This is a genomic window from Hwangdonia lutea (assembly GCF_032814565.1).
GTDB classification, from domain to species: Bacteria; Bacteroidota; Bacteroidia; order Flavobacteriales; family Flavobacteriaceae; genus Hwangdonia; species Hwangdonia lutea.
The window spans coordinates 3,165,409-3,185,288 of record NZ_CP136521.1; the positions used below are offsets into that span (position 1 = coordinate 3,165,409).

Sequence of the window (19,880 nt, forward strand, 5' to 3'; positions counted from 1 at the left end):
TTAGCTTAATCTATCCAAATGGACTTAATGTTGGTGAACTCTCGAATTCCGTAGCCTGAAAGCTCCCTGCCGTAACCACTTGTTTTTATACCTCCAAAAGGTAAACGTGGGTCTGACACCACTAATTTGTTAACAAAACTACTACCGGCCTCTAATTGTAAAGCCAGCTTTTCGCCTCTAGATTTGTTTTCAGTTATCACACCAGAACCCAAACCAAACTTTGAGAGATTGGCGAGTTTAATGGCATGATTTTCGTCTATGGCTTTTATAACCGATGCTACCGGACCAAATAATTCTTCCTCAAATGCTTCCATTCCCGGTTTAATATCAGACAGAATAGTTGCGGGGTAATAGGCGCCTTTTCTATCTGGTATGTTTCCGCCTAAAATTAATTTTCCCCCTTGGTTAATTGTTTTTGTAACCTGTTCGTGTAATTCATCTCTTAAATCAACTCTAGCTAAAGGGCCATAATAGGTGTCTTCATCGGTTGGTTCGCCCATTTTTGCTGCTTTCATTTTTTGTTTAAACAGATTTATAAAGTCATCATAAATTTCTTCTAAAACAATAAATCGTTTTGCAGCAATACAGGTTTGTCCATTATTTTGTAGTCTGCCATAAGTCGCTAAATCTGTGGCTTTTTCTAAATCGGCATCCTCTAAAATTATATAAGCATCACTACCGCCTAATTCCAACACTGTTTTTTTTAGGTTTTTTCCAGCTATAGAGGCTACCGATTGTCCTGCAGGAGCGCTTCCTGTTAATGTAACGGCTACAATATGTTTGTTTTCAATAATAGATTCAACAGCATCAGAACTCACGTTTAAGTTGCTAAAAACACCTTGTGGAAATCCAGCATCTTCAAGGGCTTGTTGTAATGCAAAAGCACAGCCTTGAACATTGGATGCATGTTTTAAAACCCCTGCATTTCCTGCCATTAATGCGGGTACTAAAAATCGAATTACTTGATAAAAAGGGAAATTCCAAGGCATTACAGCTAAAATTACACCCAATGGCTGAAATGATACGTAACTCTTGTTTGCCTCGGTTTTAATGGTTTGATGAGCTAATAATTCTGCTGTGTGTTCTGCATAGTAACGGCAAATCCATGCGCATTTTTCTATTTCCTTTCTAGATTGAACAATGGTTTTGCCCATTTCTTCAGTGGTTAATTGCGCATAAGTCTCTTTGTTTTTATCGAAAATATCGGCTAACGCATTCATTAATTTTGCACGCTCTGAATAGCTTGTGTTTTTCCAGGATTGAAAAGCTTTGTTTGCTCGTTCAATCTGTGCAGCGGTTTCAGATGCCGTTAAACGATTATAGGTTTTAATAGGTTCTTCTGTGGCTGGGTTTATTGTGGTTATAGTATTCATTGTTTTGTTTTTTCTGAAAATTCTTTTATTAAAACGTTTAATATGTCATGATTTAGAGAGTAATCAACAGCTAAATCTATAATTTGAACGCCCTTTGATTCTAGTGCTTTTTCAAAATCTGATTTAAATTCATTTACCGATTTTGGTTGATATCCTGTAGCGCCAAAGCTTTTAGCGTATGCTACAAAATCAGGATTTTTATATTCCAAACCGTATTTGGGAAATCCTTCACCTTCTTGTTTCCATTGAATCATTCCATATGCATTGTCGTTTAAAATAATAATAACCAAATCCAACTGCAATCTTACTGCTGTTTCAATTTCTTGTGAGTTCATCATAAATCCACCATCACCATTAATCGAAATCACTTTTTTATTTGGGTAAAGTTCTTTGGTCATAATTGCAGAAGGTAATCCTGCACCCATGGTGGCCAAAGCATTATCTAAAATTAAACTATTTTGAGTATATGTTGGGTAGTTTCGTGCGAACCAGATTTTATAAATTCCATTATCCAAGGTTACAATGCCATCGTCGGGCAACGTGTTTCTAACTATTTTAACCAAACGCTGTGGCAAAATAGGAAAACGATTGTCTTTTTCATATTTACTTAAATGTGATGCCACATTGTTTTTCACTTTAAAAAACAAGTCATTGTCCCAAGATTTAGCATGAGGTTTTAAAGTTTCGCATAAGTGAATGACGCTACCAGCAATATCGCCGATAACATTGTAATGTGGAAAGTATAATTGATCTATTTCTGCTGCAAAATAATTGACGTGAATTACTTTTTGATTGTTTTCGGGAAGCATGATAAATGGTGGTTTTTCAATGGTATCATGTCCAACATTTATAATAAGATCGGCCTTATGGATGGCTTCATGTAAAAAATCATCATCTGAAAGGGCGGCAGTTCCCAAATATAGAGGGTGACGCTCATCTATAATGCCTTTTCCCATTTGGGTGTTAAAAAACGGAATTTGTAAAGTGTCCACAAATTTTGTCAATGCCTTGCTAGCGCGTTTTCGGTTTGCTCCAGCGCCAATAAGCAGTAGTGGTCTATTGGCTTTTTGAATCATTTCTGAGGCATGGGAAATCACATTTTTACCGGCATAAGGAATTTTGTGATCTACAATATCAAATAAATGAGGGTTTGTAATTTCCTCTTGTGCAATATCTTCTGGAAATTCGATATGTACAGCTCCAGGTCGTTCCTCACTCGATAGGCGAAAAGCCTCCCTAATCATGGCAGGAATATGTTCGCCATGCGTAACTTGCTTGGTGTATTTGGTAAGAGGTTGCATCATTTCTACAACATCAATAATCTGAAATTTACCTTGCTTGCTTGTTTTAATGGGTTTTTGGCCGGTAATCATAACCATGGGCATCGCACCAAGCTGTGCATAAGCCGCTGTGGTAACGAGGTTTGTTGCTCCAGGCCCTAAAGTAGACATACAAACTCCGGGTTTGCCGGTGAGCCTTCCATAAGTTGCGGCCATAAAACCCGCGCCTTGTTCGTGCCTTGTTAAAATAAATTTAATTTTATCGGATTTTCTTATGGACTCCAACATGTCTATATTTTCTTCTCCTGGAAGCCCAAAAATATATTCCACGCCTTCATTTTCTAAGGCTTTAATAAATAAGTCGGATGCTTTTATAGGTTTATGCATCAGATTTATCGATATTTTGTTCTAAGTTTTCATTTGCTGCACTTCCTAAACTATGGTGTTTGTTTTCTTCGTCATTTAACGAAGTGTTTTTGCTTTTTTTAATTGGTTTTCTTCCCGGTATATCTAGGTCATTTCCAGAAAAATCAACCTCTTTCAACCTGTTTTTTAAGTATTTGTCTTGCCCACCATCTTGTCTTAAATTCCCAGTTTTATCGCCCAAAATAGCTTTGTCTTCTTTAGTGATTTTTGAATCGTATTCTTTTTTATTTTTCATTGCTATATATTTTTTAGTTCAGTTAAAACTAATCAAACAATCACGCTTGGGTTAACTTGATAAGTATAAATTTTAATGCATTTAAAGTTTATTCGATTACATAACAGTTTATAGATCTAACTTTTAGAATATGTAAATCAGTGGGTATGGATTAAGAATTGTTAGTTAGGCGGCGAATATTTAACATTTATCCATTTTTAACATGGTGCTTTTAGAAAAGAAGTTTCTATTGATTTTTTGATAGAATACGCAGGCATATTTTAGCTTTTGAAGGTAATTCGCAAGTGTATTTCTTCGAGGGTAGTTTTAGTGATTATGAAGAAAACAAAAAGAAAGGATTGGGAGGCGATTTGATGCCCAAACGAATTAAATATAAGAAACTAATACGGTAATATTTAAGTAAAAAGCCTGCAATTGCAGGCTCTTTACTTTTATAGATTTATCTTTTTTAAAATTAGTTGCCACCGTACATATGCCCATCGGTAAAATCTTTATAGGGCTTTTCACTTTCATCTTCCATAGTAGTGTTCATACTATTTAAACGATCATTTTCTTTTTTTAGTAAATAGGATTTTCTGACACCAAGAATCAATAGAAAGGAGAAAATAACAACAACAATAATTAATACCGTTACTATATCGCTTTGTGAAATTAATGGCGCACGAAAAATTGAGAGAGATATGTAATTTACAAGCATTTACAGTGCTTTATTTGGGTTAATAGCTATTCAAATATACCATTTTTTTGTTAACTATTATAAATAATAATTGTACCACGTTGTTTTTAAGAGCTTTAAACTGTGCTAAAAGTCCGATGTTTATTCCGTTCCCGTAAATAAATATTTTTTAAAATAAGTTTTGATGGCACCTTTAAAATTCAATGTAACATTTTGTAAAAAAAACATACCAATAATTTAAGCAGTATTAATTTTGAAATTGATATTTTTTAACGAAATTGCTTGTTTATAAAAATAGTTAAACCTAAAATACAAAGTATACCATGTCAGATGATTTTGATTTATTAGAAACCTCTTCAAACGAAAAGAACGAAAAAGTAGATGTCAATTGGGGAAAAGCCATTGATACTATGAAATCGAAATTATCTCAAGAGGATGATCCAGAAGTTCGGCAAAAAATATTGAATGCCACTTTAGATGATGTGGTGCACATGGCTGAAAAAGATAGAACCACACTTTTAGATGCCATAAAGGATTTAACCGATTACCAAGATGAGGTGGGTATTATTTTTGAAAAATTCTCATCGCTTAACGCTACCGAGCAAAAAGTAATCGACGATGCACAAAAAGCATTGGACCGTGCGCGAATTGAATTGGAAGATGCCAGGAACAAGCCGGATACTTGGTGGAATAATTTATGGGGGCGAAAAAGCAAAATAAAAAAAGAAGAGGAAGAATATAAAGCCGCCGAAAAAGTACGCGCCGGTGCCGATAATAAGGCCAAAGCCATGTTTCAGGAGCGTATTGAAAGTGCCGATGTTCAAACGCTGTTAAGCGAGCTGTCCTATAAAAGTCAAGCAGCAGTTTCTCGTTTAAAAAACAGGGAAATAGAAATAAAAGAAGTTGAGGAAAAACTTAAAGATGCCATTGTTGAAGCGTCTAAAAACCACACCAAAGCCTTAGAAAAAAAGAATGAAGTTGAGGCTAAATTAGAAGAGCGCTACGCCCTTTTAAAACAAGCACGTCAAGAACTCGGAGACATTGCCGATAAACAGTCTCCAGAATATTCTGAAGCCATTGGCAAAGTAACCGCTTTGGAGCAAAAGGTGGAAGAATTGGAAGGTTTAAAAAATGCTTACACAACACTTGCAGCAAGTAAAGACAGTTTTGTACACAAACACAATTTAACCATTAAAGTGTTAACATCGTTACGCAGTAATTTACAAACGCATCGTGCTAAATTAAAGAGTGATACCGAAGAGCGCCTTAAGTATTACGATGGTTACGTGGTGGCTTTAAAAGCTAGAACGGATCAGGAATTTGCGGCCATTTTAGAACATTTGGGCGTTAAAACCGATGAGCATATTGGCGAAACCTTAGCATCGATGCATACGGCAAGTGCCAAGGCACGACAAGATATGATGGATAATATTCCGGTGCACGAAAAAGTTATGCAAGGTGTTTACAGCAGTTATGCCGAGGCTTTACAGGAAATTCGTGCGAAGGATAGCAATATTCAAAAGAATTTTGCAGAGCGTTACGGTATCGATATGAAAGAGATTTTTGAGGATTATTATAACGCCGATGCCAACAAACCATCTGATGGAGAAGGAAAGGGTAATAAGCCTAATCCGAAACCAGAGGCTAAAGATGATGATTTGTTAAGTTAGTTGTCATTCCTGCAAAGGCAGGAATCTTATTAAATGGCGTTGTAAGTTTAAAACCAGTTTCGTTTTCCGCGTTAGGGATTGAACGGTTCGACTGCGCTCACCGCAGGCTAAATGTTTGAGCTCGCCGACGATAGGAGGAAGCGAGTAGTGAAAGCCCGACCCTTGTGGTAACGCCCAAATTAATAAAACATTAGTGTATTCGCAGCAAAACTGCATACAGAATACTGCATACTGAAGACTAAAAAATGTCCATAAACCACATCGTTACACCATTAGATTCCGCTGTTCTCGACTCTAAAGAGCATTACGTTTTTTACCATAAAATGGTCGATTTTGCTTTTAAAGAATTGATTGTTGCCGTACAGCGCCAAAAGATTTGTAATGCTGTTGAGGTACAATTGTTTAAGCAATATTGCGATTTGTTATTGTACTCTATTGAGGCCATGCGCATTAAATATATGTATGATGACGAAGATAATATGAAGGTGGATTTAACGTATTCTGGATTTCCTAACTATTTGGAGTTTAGGTATTTATTTAACGACTTGGAATTGCGCGATGAGTATTTGGGCAAGTTAACACCCATTGATACATTAAAAGAAGAATTTTTAAATACGTTGATGCGAAAAAAGGAGCCGATTAAGAAAAGTAAATTGTTCCAAGCGGCATCGATAGTGTATTACTCGTCGGTTAAAAAGGAGTATATTTTCAATAGGTTCGTGCAGGGAAAAATATTGAGCGCTCCGGAAAATTCGGTTGCCGATTTGTTGGTGAGCTGGAGTTTTTACGATGTGTCGCATAACCGGCCCTTTATCTGTTTTATGTATTTTAATTATGATGGGAACAATGTAAACGATTATAAAGATGATATTTACGAGGTTTTAAAAACCGTTGCCGATAGGGATATGACCTTAGATATGATGGCGCATACCATTGATAGAAGATTGCCAAAGGTGTTTCCAAAACTGATAAAGCGTATTGATTTAGGACCGATGCACAATGTGTTTGCAAAAGATGAAAACAAGATAACCCATGCTATTTTAGAGGCTATTGGAAAGAAGGATATTCCGTTGGAATCCTATGCCATTTCGTTGCGATTGGATGAAGTGAAATCGGGAAGCGAATTTAAGGAAGGTGGATTTTTTAGCAAGCAAACGCTACAAAAATGGGATGCTATTTTTAAACAAAAATATGTGTTTGCACCCCACAGAATTATTCAATTATTATATAACAAAACACCAGAGATTATGAATGGACTTGAAAAAGCACCTATTGAAGTAGCTGGTTTAAAAATAGAAAAGGTATAAAGTTAGAAGTTGGAATCTCGAAGTTGCGAGAACTATAACTTTTAATTTTTCACTTATAACTTTTAACTTGATAAATGGAACACAACTCAACTTTTCCGATAAAACTAACCGAACTCGACATGCTTCGCGATGAAGCGGCATCGTATTTAAAATCGATACAATGGGCTCAAGGTGCTCGCGCTAAAAACAGAGATAAAGACGCTAAAGACGAATCGATATTACTGTACTTATCGCGTGCCAATAACGGCAGTAATTCGACTGAAATCACTTCGGTTTCCAAAACAATTTTGGCTCTAAAAAAGCGGTTATTACCAGATTCGGTCGCCATTCCTATTTATTTAAATCAAGCTTTGTATGCCGTTCAAGAGGGCATTACTTTGGGTATTTGGATTAAGGATAGTTATTATGATGCCTCGGGCTTATCGAGTTTGAATGAAAATAAATCGGCTTTGGATAACAACGGTAAGCGCGAGTTTGAAAGTAAAATGCACACCGCAACGGCATTTATGCTTTTTGCTACGGCATATAAAATATTATACGATTTAAAACCACATGCTTCTGATGATTTAAGTGTGATGAAACAGAAATTCGCCGGTATTCCGGAAGTGTCTTTTTTGTCGCCCTTAAAAGGAATTTCATGCAGTCTGTTTTATTTTGATAAGTATTTGAGTCATCCTGAAATTATAAAATCCGATAAGGATGTTATCAATTTTACGGTGGTATATTTTGAAGCTTTGATTGACGAAATCCAACTGCGCAAAAGCACTTTGGAATACACCGAAACCATTGAAGACAGAACTTATAAATTAGAGAAATCGGAGTTTGCCGTATCGGGCTGGAACAATGTATTTTCGGGAACTGCAAAAAGCATAGAGTTCAATAAAATCCAATTCGAACAAATTGTCGGCAATCGCGATGCCAAACATTTTGCGCGCCGTTTAACCGAGCGTATGTTGAGTTACGATTTTGATGCAAAAAAGAATCCGTTTCAAGAATTGGGTGGTTTTATGCCCGTTTTTATGGGTTACGGTATTCCGGGAACCGGAAAAAGTATGCTTATTGCAGCCATTGCAACGCGACTCAAAGAGCATTGTGATAATTTGGATATTCCGTTTTTGTTTCACCCGATGCCAGATACTTTAATTAGTACCTTTCAAGGCGGTTCTGCCGAAAAAATGGTGGAGTGGATGAAGCCTTTGCAAGATCCATCAAAGCTCATTTTTGCACCCATTGACGATGCCGAAAATAATTTGCAAGAGCGAACGGCACAAGGCGTTTCGGCTGGTGTAAAAGAAGTTATCGGCGTATTTTTAAGATATACCGAAGGTGCCTATGCGGTAAATTATGGCAACAGTTCCATCGGGTTGTTTACCAACCTGCCGGAAATGTTGGATAAAGCTGTGATTTCACGGGTGCAAGGGCGTTTTAAAATTGATGGTGCACGTACCGAACACGACTTTTTAGATCAGGATTATCTTTGGTGGAATAAGTTTGATAAAACCATGCCCGATTTTGTGAATATGCAAAACCCAATGGGTTACCAATATTTGGCCGACCAAGGGTTGGCGAAAAGTATGGGCGATATTTTAAATGTTATTGAAAAACCGTCGGAAGAACGTGTTTTGGAGGCTTTTGAAAAAGCGGACAAAATGCACGACACTAACGAACATTTGTTTTATGCCAGTTTGTATAAAGAAATTCAAAAGATATTTCCGTTCTTTTCATCGCGTGATGTTCGGAATATTCAAAGTGCCATTTCGTTGCGTTTAACCGATTTTGATTTGGAACCCGATTGGTTTGAAAACCCCGAAATCTATTTCAAAAAAGATTACGACACCAAATTCGACATGCTCAAAGAATTGATGAAAGCCAATATGAAAGGTTTGGATTTTTCTGAAATTCGCCGACAAGAAGTCGTGCGTTATTTAGATAATGTGGCAACGATTGCCGATACCGATTTTAAACGAAAAGTAGATGCCCGGATAAATCAATTGAATATAGAAACGGAAGCAAGAGCGCAATTTGGGAACAAATAAGTAATTATTTGTCATTTCGACAGAGTGAAGAATGAACGACGAGAAATCTCGTAAATAAAAGATTCATCCTCATTTTTCGTTCGGAACGACAACAGTTTAGAATAGAAGATATTGAATGAATAGAATTAAAAACATAAAATCAACCGTATTATCCCATTTTTGGGGCAAATTGGAACGCATCGATTTCGATTTTAAATTTAAAAATGGCAATTGGAAACGTTTATCGCACGAAGCTTATGGCAAAAGTGATGGTGTAGCGATATTATTGTATAACACAGAAACAAAAAAAGTTGTTTTATCAAAGCAATTTAGAATTCCTGTTTATATATCAGGCGTTTCAGAAGGTGTTTCCATTGAAGTTTGCGGTGGCGCTATTGATGAAGGCGAATCGCCAGAAACTACCGTTATTAGAGAAGCCAAAGAAGAATTAGGTTATCATATTTCAAATTTAAAAGCGGTAAATACGGTGTTTTTATCACCAGGAATCGTTAGGGAGCGCGTGCACCTTTTTATTGGAGAATATAAAGATTTAGATAAAATTGATAATAGCGGTGGCGGATTGGAAATTGAAGGTGAAGAAATTGAAGTGATGGAATTACCTGTTGAAGAGGCTCTTAATATGATTGACTCACAAGAGATTATTGATGCACGAACCATTATGCTGTTACAACATGTAAAAATTAAAGGATTGTTGAGTTAGTTTGTCATTCCTGCGGATGCAGGAATCCACTTTTTGAAATGATATTTATTCGTGAATTCGTGGCAAATTAAAATAAATAATAAAAATAAATAATAAGATTCCTGCCTGCGCAGGAATGACAGAAAATGCAAAAACTAAAACAAGCCAAATTATACAGAAACGAACTCATTCCCGTAAGCGGAAAACTGGTTGAGCGTTACAATAAATGCTTGGTGAAAATGGGGTTTACAGCAACCAAACTGAAAACCTTTTCTATTGATGGTATTGGGTGGAGCCCTGAAATTGCGGAAGAAAAAAAAGAGCTTCATTACTTAAATAATGGCGAATCCAATCCGCATGGCATCATCATTACGCCATTGCAAAAAGGCAAACCGGTGTATGTGCCGTTTCATACATTCGATAGGGATTTAATGAAATTCGTTTTCAAAGTTCACGGAAACAAAATAAACGATATTACACGAGATTGTGCCATTTGTTTGGATTTCGACCAAAATATCGATGCTTTTTACGAACCCTTGGATGTTTTAAAATACGATACCATAACCATCAGTTTTCATTTAATTAACGATTTGGATAAAATTAAAGCGCAGCAATTGGAACTCGTTGAAACCTTCAATAGAAACCATAATTTTATCGATGAAAGCATTCATCAGCAATTATTAGAATCAGCAAAAACCTATGGCGATTTACGACATCGAGATTTAGATTTGCACGAACTTCAGTTTACAACAGATTCTTTTTATACCAAAGCTTTCGGTGGTGTTTATGTGTTACGCGATTTTATCAAGCCCATCGTGGTTTTCGAGGATAAAAAATGGCATAAAGAAGCCATAAAAGATGTGAGTTACGATGTGTTGATTTATTATATCCATCAACCCGAATTAATGGATAAACTTCGTGATCATGTGATTATTGAATACGATTTGGAAGCCGTAGTAAAAACAAAACGCTACGAGCGCATCAAAAAATTCGAAATGTTTCAGGCCTTAAAAAAGCCACAGCATCCGATTAAAAATATTTTAAACGACCCTTTGTTGTTCAGAAGTTATCTTAATAAATTGGACATAGAAGCTCGGAAAAAAATAATGAGCGTGGAACGCTATTTAGAAAAATTGGAAATAAGTAACGAGTACAAAATCGCCGATATTGTTGATGAAAAACTCTTTGAAGCCTTGCATCAACCGCATTCGTCATTAGAAGGAAAACACCAAGATTTAATTTGGATGCTTTTAATAAATGTATCGCCAAAAGATGTGCTTTACCTGTATTGGTACGATAAAGAAGCATTTTACAATAGTTTTAAAACTTGGGACGACTCCTTTAAAGACTGGGTTATTGAGACTATTAGAAAAGGTATATGAGCTAGAAGTTTGAAGCACGGAGCTGGAAGTTTGTTTAATGTAATTTAATAAGTTTAGTATGAAGTTTAAATTTGAAAATTTAATTATTTGGCAAAAAGCAATGGATTTAGGTGAGGATATGAATACTTTATCTAAAAAGTTCCCCAAGGACGAGAGGTTTAATTTATTGTCACAATTAAAACGGGCGGCCGATTCTATTGCTTTAAACATTTCCGAAGGTTCCATATTGCAATCAGGAAAAGAGTATAGAAAATTTTTGGGCTACTCTATTAGGTCTATTGCAGAAGTTGTAACTTGTTTGCATAAAGCAAGAAGAAGAAATTATATTAAATTAGATGAATTTGACATATTTTACAAAAACTGTTTCGATTTAATGAACATGACCATAGCATTCAGAAACAAAATAAGAGAATAACACATAAATCAAGCGCAAGAGTAAGGAACTCCAAACTCCCAACTCCGTGCTTCTAACTCATCAAACATGACACTAGAACTCATCATTTTCATCGCATCCATATTATTCGGCGCCTTAGTTTACTGGCGCGAATCTCATGGAAACGGGCTATATCGATTTTTTAATAAACTAATGTATTCCAAAGCATTACAAATGAAACCAACCGATAAAACGGGTTTCGTGTATCAGCAAAAATTTATAATACGTTTGGTGTTTATCGGTTTCCTGTTTTTAATTGGAATTGTAATTACCAGATTTTTAATACCGATTGATTTAGCAACTATTTCCATTTTTGCATCCATGATTGTTGGTACATTGGTTGGGACGTATTTGGCAAACTTCATATTCAAATCCAGTGAAGTTATCGATGAAAAAAGTGATGCTTTTGAGGATGTTTTAAGCGACACTTTTGAAAAAGGAAAAGATTTTATAGAAGATTTAAAAACTAAAGATGCCGATATAGTTGAGGAAAATGAAGCTATTAAAGAAGCACCAAAAACCCAGGAAAAAAGTGCACGCGAACGATTAAAGGATAAAGGGTTGTTGTAACTGTCATTCCTGCGAAGACAGGAATCCACTTTTAAAACAATTTAGTATAAATTAATAGATTCCTGCCTTGGCAGGAATGACAAAGATTATGATAAAAAACTACTGGAATAAAGGAAATAAACAAAAACGAATCACCGTAATCGTTGCTATCATTTTGCTAATCGCATTGTTTGTGTTGCGCGACGATTATCAACCAGCCTTACTATTTATTAGAAAATTCATTTTCATAATCCTATTATGTATTGTTGTTTTGTTTTTCGGATTACATAAGTTTAGAAACTCAGCAAGTACGGGAACGCGTTTGGGTATTTTAGGTCTGTTAGTTGTTTTCTTCGGAATATTGTATGCAATCGGTTGGCATTTTAAAATGTACGATTATATGAAAACCTACAATGTGTTCAATAATCTCAATCGTATTGAAATTAACGAATTGCCATTAACGCAAAACGAGCGTATTCAACCCTTGCAAAATATTACCTCAATGGCAAATGAAAGCGTTGGGGAAACCAAGGATGTGTCGCTACCACATTTGGTAAGAGTTGATGGTGAAAACAAATGGACCATGGCCATTCAGCCCACCGAAAAGTACGTATGGCAAGGCATAACAGATAATACCGAGGAAGTTTTTTCGGTATCGAGTACTACGCCATTCCCCAGATTTTCAAGTGAAAACAGAATTCCCGTAACATTCTCCATTGGCGAATCTTTAAAATTTAGCCGAAATACGTATAATGCCGTGGTGCAACGTTTCAATCTGTTTCAGTTATTTACTATGGAGCCCAGCGATACTTTTTATATGAAAAACGATACGGGGCAATGGGTGCAAGTGGTTAGCTTAATTAAATGGAAAGGGTTTTTATTTCCCTATCCAACATTTGGTGGTGTTATGGTTATCAATAATGGCGAGCACGATTTTAACGATTATATCGAGCGTATTTTAATAGGAAAGGGCACTTATGTCAGTCCGAGTGACATGAAAAACTACCCATTCTTAAACAGGCAAAACACCTTAGCCGAAAAAGTATCGAGGATTCAGGCTGAATCTTTAAAGTTTTTAGGTGGTTTTAGCGATCCTTTACCTTGGAACATGGAAACGGCTGTAAAAATACCGCAGCTACCAAAAGACCAAAATCAGCAGCCATTTGTAACCGATTTTGATTTTTCGGATACCGACTCAAATGCATACAGTGGCTTGTACCACTGGTTTGGCTTAGAGCCTGTGGGCGACGAGCGTACCAGTTTAACCTTTAGTGTTTTTGTGCCCGCCGATGGTAGCGATGCCTTGTATTATTACGACCATGCGTCGAAAAAGCAAGGTTACGCCGGTGTTTCGGCCATGCCTTTGAAGGTTAAAGAATCGAGAAAAGAATACGATTGGACCGCCAATACACCAGTCGAGTTCCGACCCTACATTAAAGACATTGCAGGCAGAAAACGCATGTTCTTTTTAGGCACCGTGTCCGCTATTAGCGAAAAAAACGCGGGACAATTTGACGGCTCAGCGACACCAGATTTGGTGTTGATTGATAGCGAGTACCGCGACGTGATTTGGATTGATGTAAAAAAACCGAGTCAATGGGATAAAACCGTTTACGACCAATTAAATGAAGCGTGGAGAGCTAGTGAAGGCATTGGTTATTATTTTGCAGAAGAAACCAAAGCTATTGATATGGTTGAACAGGTGTCAGATTCAACGTTGGTAATTCCTGTTGTTGATAAAAAGGCAGAAGAGATTGAGCGTTTACAAAGGCAGATTGATTCTTTAAAGGCAAATAATAACTGATTGAATTATGCATGGTAGTTTAGGACATTTTAAAGCAACACTGCAAAGAAAGAAGGAACGTAAAGCTAAAGCTGAAGGCAGATTTGATAATAGGAGGCTTAATTATAAAGCTTCGGAGAATAAAGCAGAATTCGATTTTCCTAAGCTTTCTAAACCTGAATTGGATAAAGTAAAAATAGAAATAAAACATAAAATTAGAAGAGAAAAGATTTTAAATTCCATTTTCGTTTTTGCTGTTTTTTTAATTATTCTAATTTCATTTTATATTTTACTATTTTAATTCTTAAATACAAAGCTTTTTCTATGTTTTGACATTGTTTATGATTCTAAAATTTAACAAAACATTAAGGAATTATTTCCGTTCCTTTACATTATCAACTAACACTAAATCATGAAAAATTCCATTTACGCTTTTTTAACATTAACGATTATGATTTCATCATGTAAATCAAATGAATCCGAAAGACCACACGCATCACTCGAAACTCCAGTTGCTAAAAAAATCCCTAAAGAATTAACCATTCACGATGATACGCGAATCGATAATTATTTTTGGATGCGCTTAAGCGACGAACAAAAAAATGCCGAAACGCCAGACCAGCAAACCCAAGATGTTTTAGATTACTTGAATGCCGAAAACGAGTACACAAGTAAAGCTATGGCGCATACCGAAGCGCTTCAAGATAAATTGTATAACGAAATTGTAAGCCGTATAAAAAAAGACGATCAATCCGTTCCGGTAAAAGACAACGGCTATGCCTATTATACGCGGTTTGAAGAAGGTGGCGATTATGCTTTATATTGCAGAAAAAAACTAGAAGATGGTGCAAAAGAAGAGATTATGCTTAACGGACCGGAAATGGCAAAAAATTATGCTTATTATGGCTTTGGCGGTCGTTCGGTAAGTCCAGATAATAAAATGCTGGCCTTTGGAATCGATACCATTTCCAGACGCCAATACACCATTTTTTTTAAGAATTTAGAAACGGGCGAGTTATTAAAAGACAAGCTCAGCAATACCGGTGGCAGTGCCGTTTGGGCAAACGATGGTAAAACCGTTTTTTACACTACTAAAGATCCTCAAACACTACGTCAAAACAAAATTGTAAAGCATGTTATTGGCACCAATCAATCAGACGATGTGGTGGTTTACGAAGAAAAGGACGATACGTTTAGATGCTGGGTCAGCAAAACAAAATCGGATGCCTATTTACTTATTGGGAGTTTTCAAACTTTATCTACAGAATACAGGGTTTTAGATGCCAACACGCCAAATGGCACGTGGAAAGTGATTCAACCCCGAGAGAAAAATCTAGAATACACCATCGATCATTTTGATGACCATTTTTACATCAGAACCAACAAAGATGCTAAAAACTTTAAACTAGTTAAAACACCGGTAAATAAAACCGAAAAAGAACATTGGGTAGATGTTATTCCGCATCGGGATAATGTATATTTTCAAGGCATGGATTTGTTTAAAAACCATTTGGTTGTTCAAGAACGAAAAGAGGGGTTACGAACCATTAGAATTATAAAATGGGATGGAACAGACGACCATTATATTCAATTTAACGACCCTGCATATTTTGCGGCAACCACATCTAATTTAGATTTCGATACCGATGTTTTGCGCTACAGATACAGCTCTTTAACCACGCCAAATAGCACTTTTGAGTATAATATGAACGATAAAAGTCAAGTGCTATTAAAACAAACGGAGGTTATTGACCCCAATTTTTCTGTTGAAAATTACGCATCAGAGCGTCTATTTGCCACGGCTACTGACGGAACAAAAATCCCCGTATCCATTGTGTATAAAAAAGGTGTTGAAAGGAATGGTAAAAATCCGTTGTTGCTTTACGCCTATGGTTCTTATGGAAATAGTATGGAACCAACATTTAGCTCGACGCGCTTAAGCTTACTCGATAGAGGTTTTGTTTATGCGATTGCCCATATTCGAGGTGGCCAGGAAATGGGAAGGGATTGGTACGAAAACGGTAAGCTGCTAAAAAAGAAAAACACTTTTACCGATTTTATTGATGTCGGTAAATTTTTAATTGATGAAAACTTTACAAATGCGAACCATTTATACGCTTACGGCGGATCTGCGGGCGGTTTGTTAATGGGTGCCATTTTAAATATGGAGCCCGATATGTGGAATGGCGTTATCGCAGCTGTTCCTTTTGTAGATGTGGTTTCAACCATGTTGGATGAAACTATTCCGTTAACGACTTTCGAATTTGATGAGTGGGGTAATCCTAAAAACAAAGCATATTATGATTATATGAAATCGTATTCGCCCTATGATAACGTTGAAGCCAAAGCATACCCGAATATTTTAGTCACCACAGGATATTGGGACAGCCAAGTACAATATTGGGAGCCGGCTAAGTGGGTTGCTAAACTACGCGAATTAAAAACCGATGATAATTTATTAATTATGGATTGCAATATGAAAACGGGCCACGGTGGTGCATCGGGGCGTCTTGAGCGGTATAAAACCTTAGCCTTAACCTATGCTTTTTTACTTGATTTGGAAGGTGTTTCGGAGTAAAAATTAAAATAATCACAAGAATTCTTTAAAGACCTGTAAAGTTTATTAAAACCTAACAGGTCTTTTTTATTACGCACAATTACCCTTTTATTTTTAAAATTTTGCATTACCTTTGCATTCCAAATACGTTTGGATAAAATATGAGTCAAAAAGTTTTACTTAACGCAAAAGAGGTAAACATCATTCTTCATCGATTGGCTTGTCAACTTATTGAAAAACATAACGATTTCTCTAACACCGTTCTGATAGGATTGCAGCCTCGTGGTATTTTTTTAGCCGATAGATTGGCTCAAATTTTAACCGAAGATTATAAGGTTAAAAATATAAAATTGGGGCACTTGGATATCACATTCTTCAGAGACGATTTTCGTAGAAGCGATAAACCCTTGGAAGCCAATGCCACTAAAATTAATTTTTTGGTTGAAGATAAAAACATTGTGTTTATTGACGATGTGTTGTACACCGGACGCAGCATTAGAGCCGCATTAACAGCTATTCAGTCTTTTGGAAGGCCAAACGAAATTGAATTATTAACGCTAATAGACAGGCGTTTTAGTAGGCATTTACCCATTCAACCGGATTACAGGGGGCGACAAGTAGATGTAATAAATAAAGAAAAAGTAAAAGTAAACTGGAAAGAGCACGACAATGAAGATTCGGTTTATTTAATTGAAAAATAGATTTAAGTTTGAAGACGGGAGCACGAAGTTAAAAGTGCTTTTCAGGTTGAGCGCAGTCTAAACCTAAGTAAATTAATAAAATATCTAATAAGACCTACAATGAGCGAATTAAGTGTTAATCACTTATTAGGAATAAAATATCTTAAAGAAGAGGATATTCAACTTATTTTTGAAACTGCCGATCATTTTAAAGAAGTGATTAATAGGCCTATTAAAAAAGTGCCTTCGCTTAGAGATATTACCATTGCCAATTTGTTTTTTGAAAATTCAACCCGGACAAAGCTTTCTTTCGAACTGGCTGAAAAACGCTTGTCTGCCGATGTTATTAATTTTTCATCCTCTCAATCTTCAGTAAAAAAAGGCGAAACTTTAATTGATACGGTAAACAATATTTTATCTATGAAAGTAGATATGGTTGTTATGCGCCATCCCAATCCCGGAGCTGGTGTGTTTTTGTCAAAGCACGTAAAGGCAAGTATTATAAATGCCGGCGATGGTGCGCACGAACACCCAACGCAAGCTTTGTTGGATTCTTATTCAATTAGAGAAAAATTAGGTACTGTTAAAGGCAAAAAAGTAGTTATCGTGGGCGATATTTTACATAGTAGGGTAGCGCTTTCAAATATATTTGCTTTACAATTGCAGGGTGCCCAAGTTATGGTTTGTGGCCCAAAAACCTTAATACCAAAGTACATCGATAAGTTAGGGGTTAAAGTGGAAACTAACCTACGCAAAGCCCTAAATTGGTGCGATGTAGCCAATATGCTTCGCGTACAAAACGAACGGATGGACATTAGCTATTTTCCGTCAACAAGAGAATATACACAACAGTTTGGAGTTAATAGAGAACTATTGGATTCTTTAAATAAAGACATAACCATCATGCACCCGGGTCCAATAAACAGAGGGGTGGAAATTACTAGTGATGTTGCCGATTCAAAGCAGGCCATAATTTTAAACCAGGTTGAAAATGGCGTCGCTATTCGTATGTCCGTTATTTATTTATTAGCTTCGAAAATAAAACAGTAAATCATGATTTTAGACCAACACGAGAATACCGCTATTATTACACAAGAAAAAGCTACTATTGTGGAATTGGTAAAAAAAATTCAAGCTTTATACCCCAAGTTTAAAACCCATAATATTATTGTTTGCCTAACAACACTTTCTAAAATTAGTTTATCCGAAATTGTTGAATTCCTTCAGTTGTCCAATACGCACCGAGCATCAAAACTCTCATTTGTTATTGTTTCAGATAAAGTAGAATTGGATGAAATGCCAGACGAAATTGTTGTTGTGCCAACTATTCAAGAAGCATACGACATTATTCAAATGGAAGACATGGAACGCGATTTAGGGTTTTAATGTTCAATCGCTATTCGTTTAGTAATTTGGACATAACGACTTAACAACAAACAAAAGCATGTAATGAAATTAACCATTCTAGGCTGTTACAGTGCCACACCACGCGCTCTAAATAATACAACTTCGCAGGTTTTAGAAATTAATAATCATATGTTTTTAATTGATTGTGGCGAAGGCACCCAAGTTCAATTACGTAAGCACCGCATTAAATTCAATCGTATAAAACACATTTTTATTTCGCATTTACACGGCGATCATTTTTTTGGTTTGGTGGGATTGATTTCAACGTTTCGATTATTGACGCGCGAAACCGATTTGCATATTTATGGCCCAAAAGGCATCAAAGAAGTGATTACGCTTCAAATGAAATTGGCGGATTCGTGGACCAACTACAAACTTATTTTCCATGAGCTGACCTCAAATAAATCTGAATTGATTTTTGAAGACGATAAGGTGGAGGTGCATACCATTCCGTTAAATCATCGGGTTTATACCAATGGTTTCCTTTTTAAAGAAAAAGAGGGCGAGCGTAAATTGGATATTGTGGCTGTGGAAGATGCTAATATCGATACCGCCTATTTTAGAAAATTAAAGCAAGGTTTTGATGTAATAAATAGAGACGGCGTTTTAATTGATAACAAAAAGGTGACTAAACCAGCCAAAAAACCAAAAAGCTACGCCTTTTGTAGCGATACCATGTTTAAAGAAGATATTGTGCCCATTATTGAGAATGTGGATGTGCTTTACCACGAGTCTACTTTTTTAGAAAAACACGCGAATTTAGCACTAAAAACAAAGCACGCAACCGCAAAAGAAGCAGCTAAAATTGCTAAACTCGCCAATGTGGACACCTTGGTGCTTGGGCATTATTCAACGCGTTACGACGGTTTGAATGCATTTAAAGAAGAAGCACAAACTATTTTTGATAAGGTTGAATTAAGCGAAGACGGAAAGGTTTTTAATTTTTAGTATTTATTCATTTTGACAGATAGCCCATTCAATAGCTTCATCTAAAGTATGGCAGCATTTAATGTTGGCTTTAGAAAACATTTTTTCAATGGCAGCATTGGTATGCGACCAACTGTTGTAATTAACAATGGCGCGCGTATAGGCAATCCCATATTTGGCCTCGGTTTTAATCCATGAATTTGGGTCCAGAGAATAGGAGTTAATTTTGTTGGTAATATAAATGAGCTTTTTGGGATTTTGTTTTTTGAAATCGTTATAAAACTTTATAACTTCTTCAGATATAATATCAATCATTTGATAATTGAAATGTACACCTTCGTGAATTTCAGAAATAGCAAATTGATCTAAAAAATAAAAATTACCAAATGGCTTTTCTACTTTTTGGTGCTTTAAAATTTTATAATATTTTGAATCCTCAAACTTCATTATAGATGTTTATACATCATTAATTTGCATTTT

The 19,880-nt window shown here is 36.1% G+C and carries 19 protein-coding genes; 14 read left to right on the top strand and 5 right to left on the bottom strand.

Annotated elements, in window-relative coordinates; genetic code table 11:
• Positions 1–5: 5 nt before the first annotated feature.
• The 4 genes from RNZ46_RS13640 to RNZ46_RS13655 form a co-directional block, all read right to left on the bottom strand.
• On the bottom strand, positions 6–1,373 hold the full coding sequence (locus RNZ46_RS13640) for an NAD-dependent succinate-semialdehyde dehydrogenase (protein WP_316982718.1): 1,368 nt from the start codon (positions 1,371–1,373) through the stop codon (positions 6–8).
• A complete protein-coding gene (locus RNZ46_RS13645) occupies positions 1,370–3,040 on the bottom strand; it encodes an acetolactate synthase large subunit (protein ID WP_316982719.1) in 1,671 nt (556 codons plus the stop codon). Before RNZ46_RS13645 ends, RNZ46_RS13640 begins: the two co-directional genes overlap by 4 nt.
• The gene (locus tag RNZ46_RS13650; RefSeq protein WP_316982720.1) at positions 3,033–3,314 is read right to left on the bottom strand and encodes a hypothetical protein; all 282 of its coding nucleotides are present in this window, start codon (positions 3,312–3,314) and stop codon (positions 3,033–3,035) included. Before RNZ46_RS13650 ends, RNZ46_RS13645 begins: the two co-directional genes overlap by 8 nt.
• A gap of 454 nt (positions 3,315–3,768) precedes the next feature.
• The gene (locus tag RNZ46_RS13655) at positions 3,769–4,011 is read right to left on the bottom strand and encodes a hypothetical protein (RefSeq protein ID WP_316982721.1); all 243 of its coding nucleotides are present in this window, start codon (positions 4,009–4,011) and stop codon (positions 3,769–3,771) included.
• Between the two features lie 302 nt (positions 4,012–4,313).
• On the opposite strand from RNZ46_RS13655, the gene RNZ46_RS13660 reads away from it, so the two are divergent.
• The 14 genes from RNZ46_RS13660 to RNZ46_RS13725 all read left to right on the top strand — a co-directional run bounded on the left by RNZ46_RS13660 (position 4,314) and on the right by RNZ46_RS13725 (position 19,421).
• Positions 4,314–5,660, top strand: a complete 1,347-nt coding sequence (locus tag RNZ46_RS13660; RefSeq protein ID WP_316982722.1) for a microtubule-binding protein — start codon at positions 4,314–4,316, stop codon at positions 5,658–5,660.
• A gap of 245 nt (positions 5,661–5,905) precedes the next feature.
• Positions 5,906–6,967: a hypothetical protein gene (locus tag RNZ46_RS13665; RefSeq protein ID WP_316982723.1), complete on the top strand. Its 1,062-nt coding sequence runs from the start codon at positions 5,906–5,908 to the stop codon at positions 6,965–6,967.
• A gap of 74 nt (positions 6,968–7,041) precedes the next feature.
• Positions 7,042–9,003: an AAA family ATPase gene (locus RNZ46_RS13670; RefSeq protein ID WP_316982724.1), complete on the top strand. Its 1,962-nt coding sequence runs from the start codon at positions 7,042–7,044 to the stop codon at positions 9,001–9,003.
• Between the two features lie 115 nt (positions 9,004–9,118).
• A complete protein-coding gene (locus tag RNZ46_RS13675; RefSeq protein ID WP_316982725.1) occupies positions 9,119–9,703 on the top strand; it encodes an NUDIX domain-containing protein in 585 nt (194 codons plus the stop codon).
• A 125-nt stretch (positions 9,704–9,828) separates the two neighbouring features.
• The gene (locus RNZ46_RS13680) at positions 9,829–11,064 is read left to right on the top strand and encodes a DUF6638 family protein (protein WP_316982726.1); all 1,236 of its coding nucleotides are present in this window, start codon (positions 9,829–9,831) and stop codon (positions 11,062–11,064) included.
• A gap of 58 nt (positions 11,065–11,122) precedes the next feature.
• Complete coding sequence (locus tag RNZ46_RS13685; protein ID WP_316982727.1) at positions 11,123–11,479, top strand: four helix bundle protein; 357 nt, start codon at positions 11,123–11,125, stop codon at positions 11,477–11,479.
• Between the two features lie 66 nt (positions 11,480–11,545).
• Entirely contained in the window at positions 11,546–12,067 is a 522-nt protein-coding gene (locus tag RNZ46_RS13690) for a hypothetical protein (RefSeq protein WP_316982728.1), read from the top strand.
• A gap of 88 nt (positions 12,068–12,155) precedes the next feature.
• Positions 12,156–13,850 (top strand): energy-coupling factor transporter transmembrane component T family protein, encoded by a 1,695-nt coding sequence (locus RNZ46_RS13695; protein ID WP_316982729.1) that lies wholly within the window; start codon positions 12,156–12,158, stop codon positions 13,848–13,850.
• Between the two features lie 7 nt (positions 13,851–13,857).
• Positions 13,858–14,130 (top strand): hypothetical protein, encoded by a 273-nt coding sequence (locus tag RNZ46_RS13700; RefSeq protein ID WP_316982730.1) that lies wholly within the window; start codon positions 13,858–13,860, stop codon positions 14,128–14,130.
• A 111-nt stretch (positions 14,131–14,241) separates the two neighbouring features.
• Complete coding sequence (locus RNZ46_RS13705; RefSeq protein WP_316982731.1) at positions 14,242–16,407, top strand: S9 family peptidase; 2,166 nt, start codon at positions 14,242–14,244, stop codon at positions 16,405–16,407.
• A gap of 140 nt (positions 16,408–16,547) precedes the next feature.
• Entirely contained in the window at positions 16,548–17,087 is a 540-nt protein-coding gene (gene pyrR / locus RNZ46_RS13710) for a bifunctional pyr operon transcriptional regulator/uracil phosphoribosyltransferase PyrR (protein WP_316982732.1), read from the top strand.
• Positions 17,088–17,186: 99 nt separating this feature from the next.
• On the top strand, positions 17,187–18,116 hold the full coding sequence (locus RNZ46_RS13715; protein WP_316982733.1) for an aspartate carbamoyltransferase catalytic subunit: 930 nt from the start codon (positions 17,187–17,189) through the stop codon (positions 18,114–18,116).
• A gap of 3 nt (positions 18,117–18,119) precedes the next feature.
• Complete coding sequence (locus RNZ46_RS13720; protein ID WP_316982734.1) at positions 18,120–18,452, top strand: ribonuclease Z; 333 nt, start codon at positions 18,120–18,122, stop codon at positions 18,450–18,452.
• 63 nt (positions 18,453–18,515) lie between these two features.
• Positions 18,516–19,421: a ribonuclease Z gene (locus RNZ46_RS13725; RefSeq protein ID WP_316982735.1), complete on the top strand. Its 906-nt coding sequence runs from the start codon at positions 18,516–18,518 to the stop codon at positions 19,419–19,421.
• Between the two features lie 3 nt (positions 19,422–19,424).
• On the opposite strand, the gene RNZ46_RS13730 is transcribed toward RNZ46_RS13725, so the two are convergent.
• The gene (locus RNZ46_RS13730) at positions 19,425–19,847 is read right to left on the bottom strand and encodes a hypothetical protein (protein ID WP_316982736.1); all 423 of its coding nucleotides are present in this window, start codon (positions 19,845–19,847) and stop codon (positions 19,425–19,427) included.
• Positions 19,848–19,880: the final 33 nt, after the last annotated feature.

Excerpts from the sequence above, each read along its gene's own strand:
- RNZ46_RS13640 (WP_316982718.1), bottom strand. The coding sequence starts at position 1,373 with ATGAATACTATAACCACAATAAACCCAGCCACAGAAGAACCTATTAAA.
- RNZ46_RS13645 (WP_316982719.1), bottom strand. The coding sequence starts at position 3,040 with ATGCATAAACCTATAAAAGCATCCGACTTATTTATTAAAGCCTTAGAA.
- RNZ46_RS13650 (WP_316982720.1), bottom strand. The coding sequence starts at position 3,314 with ATGAAAAATAAAAAAGAATACGATTCAAAAATCACTAAAGAAGACAAA.
- RNZ46_RS13655 (WP_316982721.1), bottom strand. The coding sequence starts at position 4,011 with ATGCTTGTAAATTACATATCTCTCTCAATTTTTCGTGCGCCATTAATT.
- RNZ46_RS13660 (WP_316982722.1), top strand. The coding sequence starts at position 4,314 with ATGTCAGATGATTTTGATTTATTAGAAACCTCTTCAAACGAAAAGAAC.
- RNZ46_RS13665 (WP_316982723.1), top strand. The coding sequence starts at position 5,906 with ATGTCCATAAACCACATCGTTACACCATTAGATTCCGCTGTTCTCGAC.
- RNZ46_RS13670 (WP_316982724.1), top strand. The coding sequence starts at position 7,042 with ATGGAACACAACTCAACTTTTCCGATAAAACTAACCGAACTCGACATG.
- RNZ46_RS13675 (WP_316982725.1), top strand. The coding sequence starts at position 9,119 with ATGAATAGAATTAAAAACATAAAATCAACCGTATTATCCCATTTTTGG.
- RNZ46_RS13680 (WP_316982726.1), top strand. The coding sequence starts at position 9,829 with ATGCAAAAACTAAAACAAGCCAAATTATACAGAAACGAACTCATTCCC.
- RNZ46_RS13685 (WP_316982727.1), top strand. The coding sequence starts at position 11,123 with ATGAAGTTTAAATTTGAAAATTTAATTATTTGGCAAAAAGCAATGGAT.
- RNZ46_RS13690 (WP_316982728.1), top strand. The coding sequence starts at position 11,546 with ATGACACTAGAACTCATCATTTTCATCGCATCCATATTATTCGGCGCC.
- RNZ46_RS13695 (WP_316982729.1), top strand. The coding sequence starts at position 12,156 with ATGATAAAAAACTACTGGAATAAAGGAAATAAACAAAAACGAATCACC.
- RNZ46_RS13700 (WP_316982730.1), top strand. The coding sequence starts at position 13,858 with ATGCATGGTAGTTTAGGACATTTTAAAGCAACACTGCAAAGAAAGAAG.
- RNZ46_RS13705 (WP_316982731.1), top strand. The coding sequence starts at position 14,242 with ATGAAAAATTCCATTTACGCTTTTTTAACATTAACGATTATGATTTCA.
- pyrR (WP_316982732.1), top strand. The coding sequence starts at position 16,548 with ATGAGTCAAAAAGTTTTACTTAACGCAAAAGAGGTAAACATCATTCTT.
- RNZ46_RS13715 (WP_316982733.1), top strand. The coding sequence starts at position 17,187 with ATGAGCGAATTAAGTGTTAATCACTTATTAGGAATAAAATATCTTAAA.
- RNZ46_RS13720 (WP_316982734.1), top strand. The coding sequence starts at position 18,120 with ATGATTTTAGACCAACACGAGAATACCGCTATTATTACACAAGAAAAA.
- RNZ46_RS13725 (WP_316982735.1), top strand. The coding sequence starts at position 18,516 with ATGAAATTAACCATTCTAGGCTGTTACAGTGCCACACCACGCGCTCTA.
- RNZ46_RS13730 (WP_316982736.1), bottom strand. The coding sequence starts at position 19,847 with ATGAAGTTTGAGGATTCAAAATATTATAAAATTTTAAAGCACCAAAAA.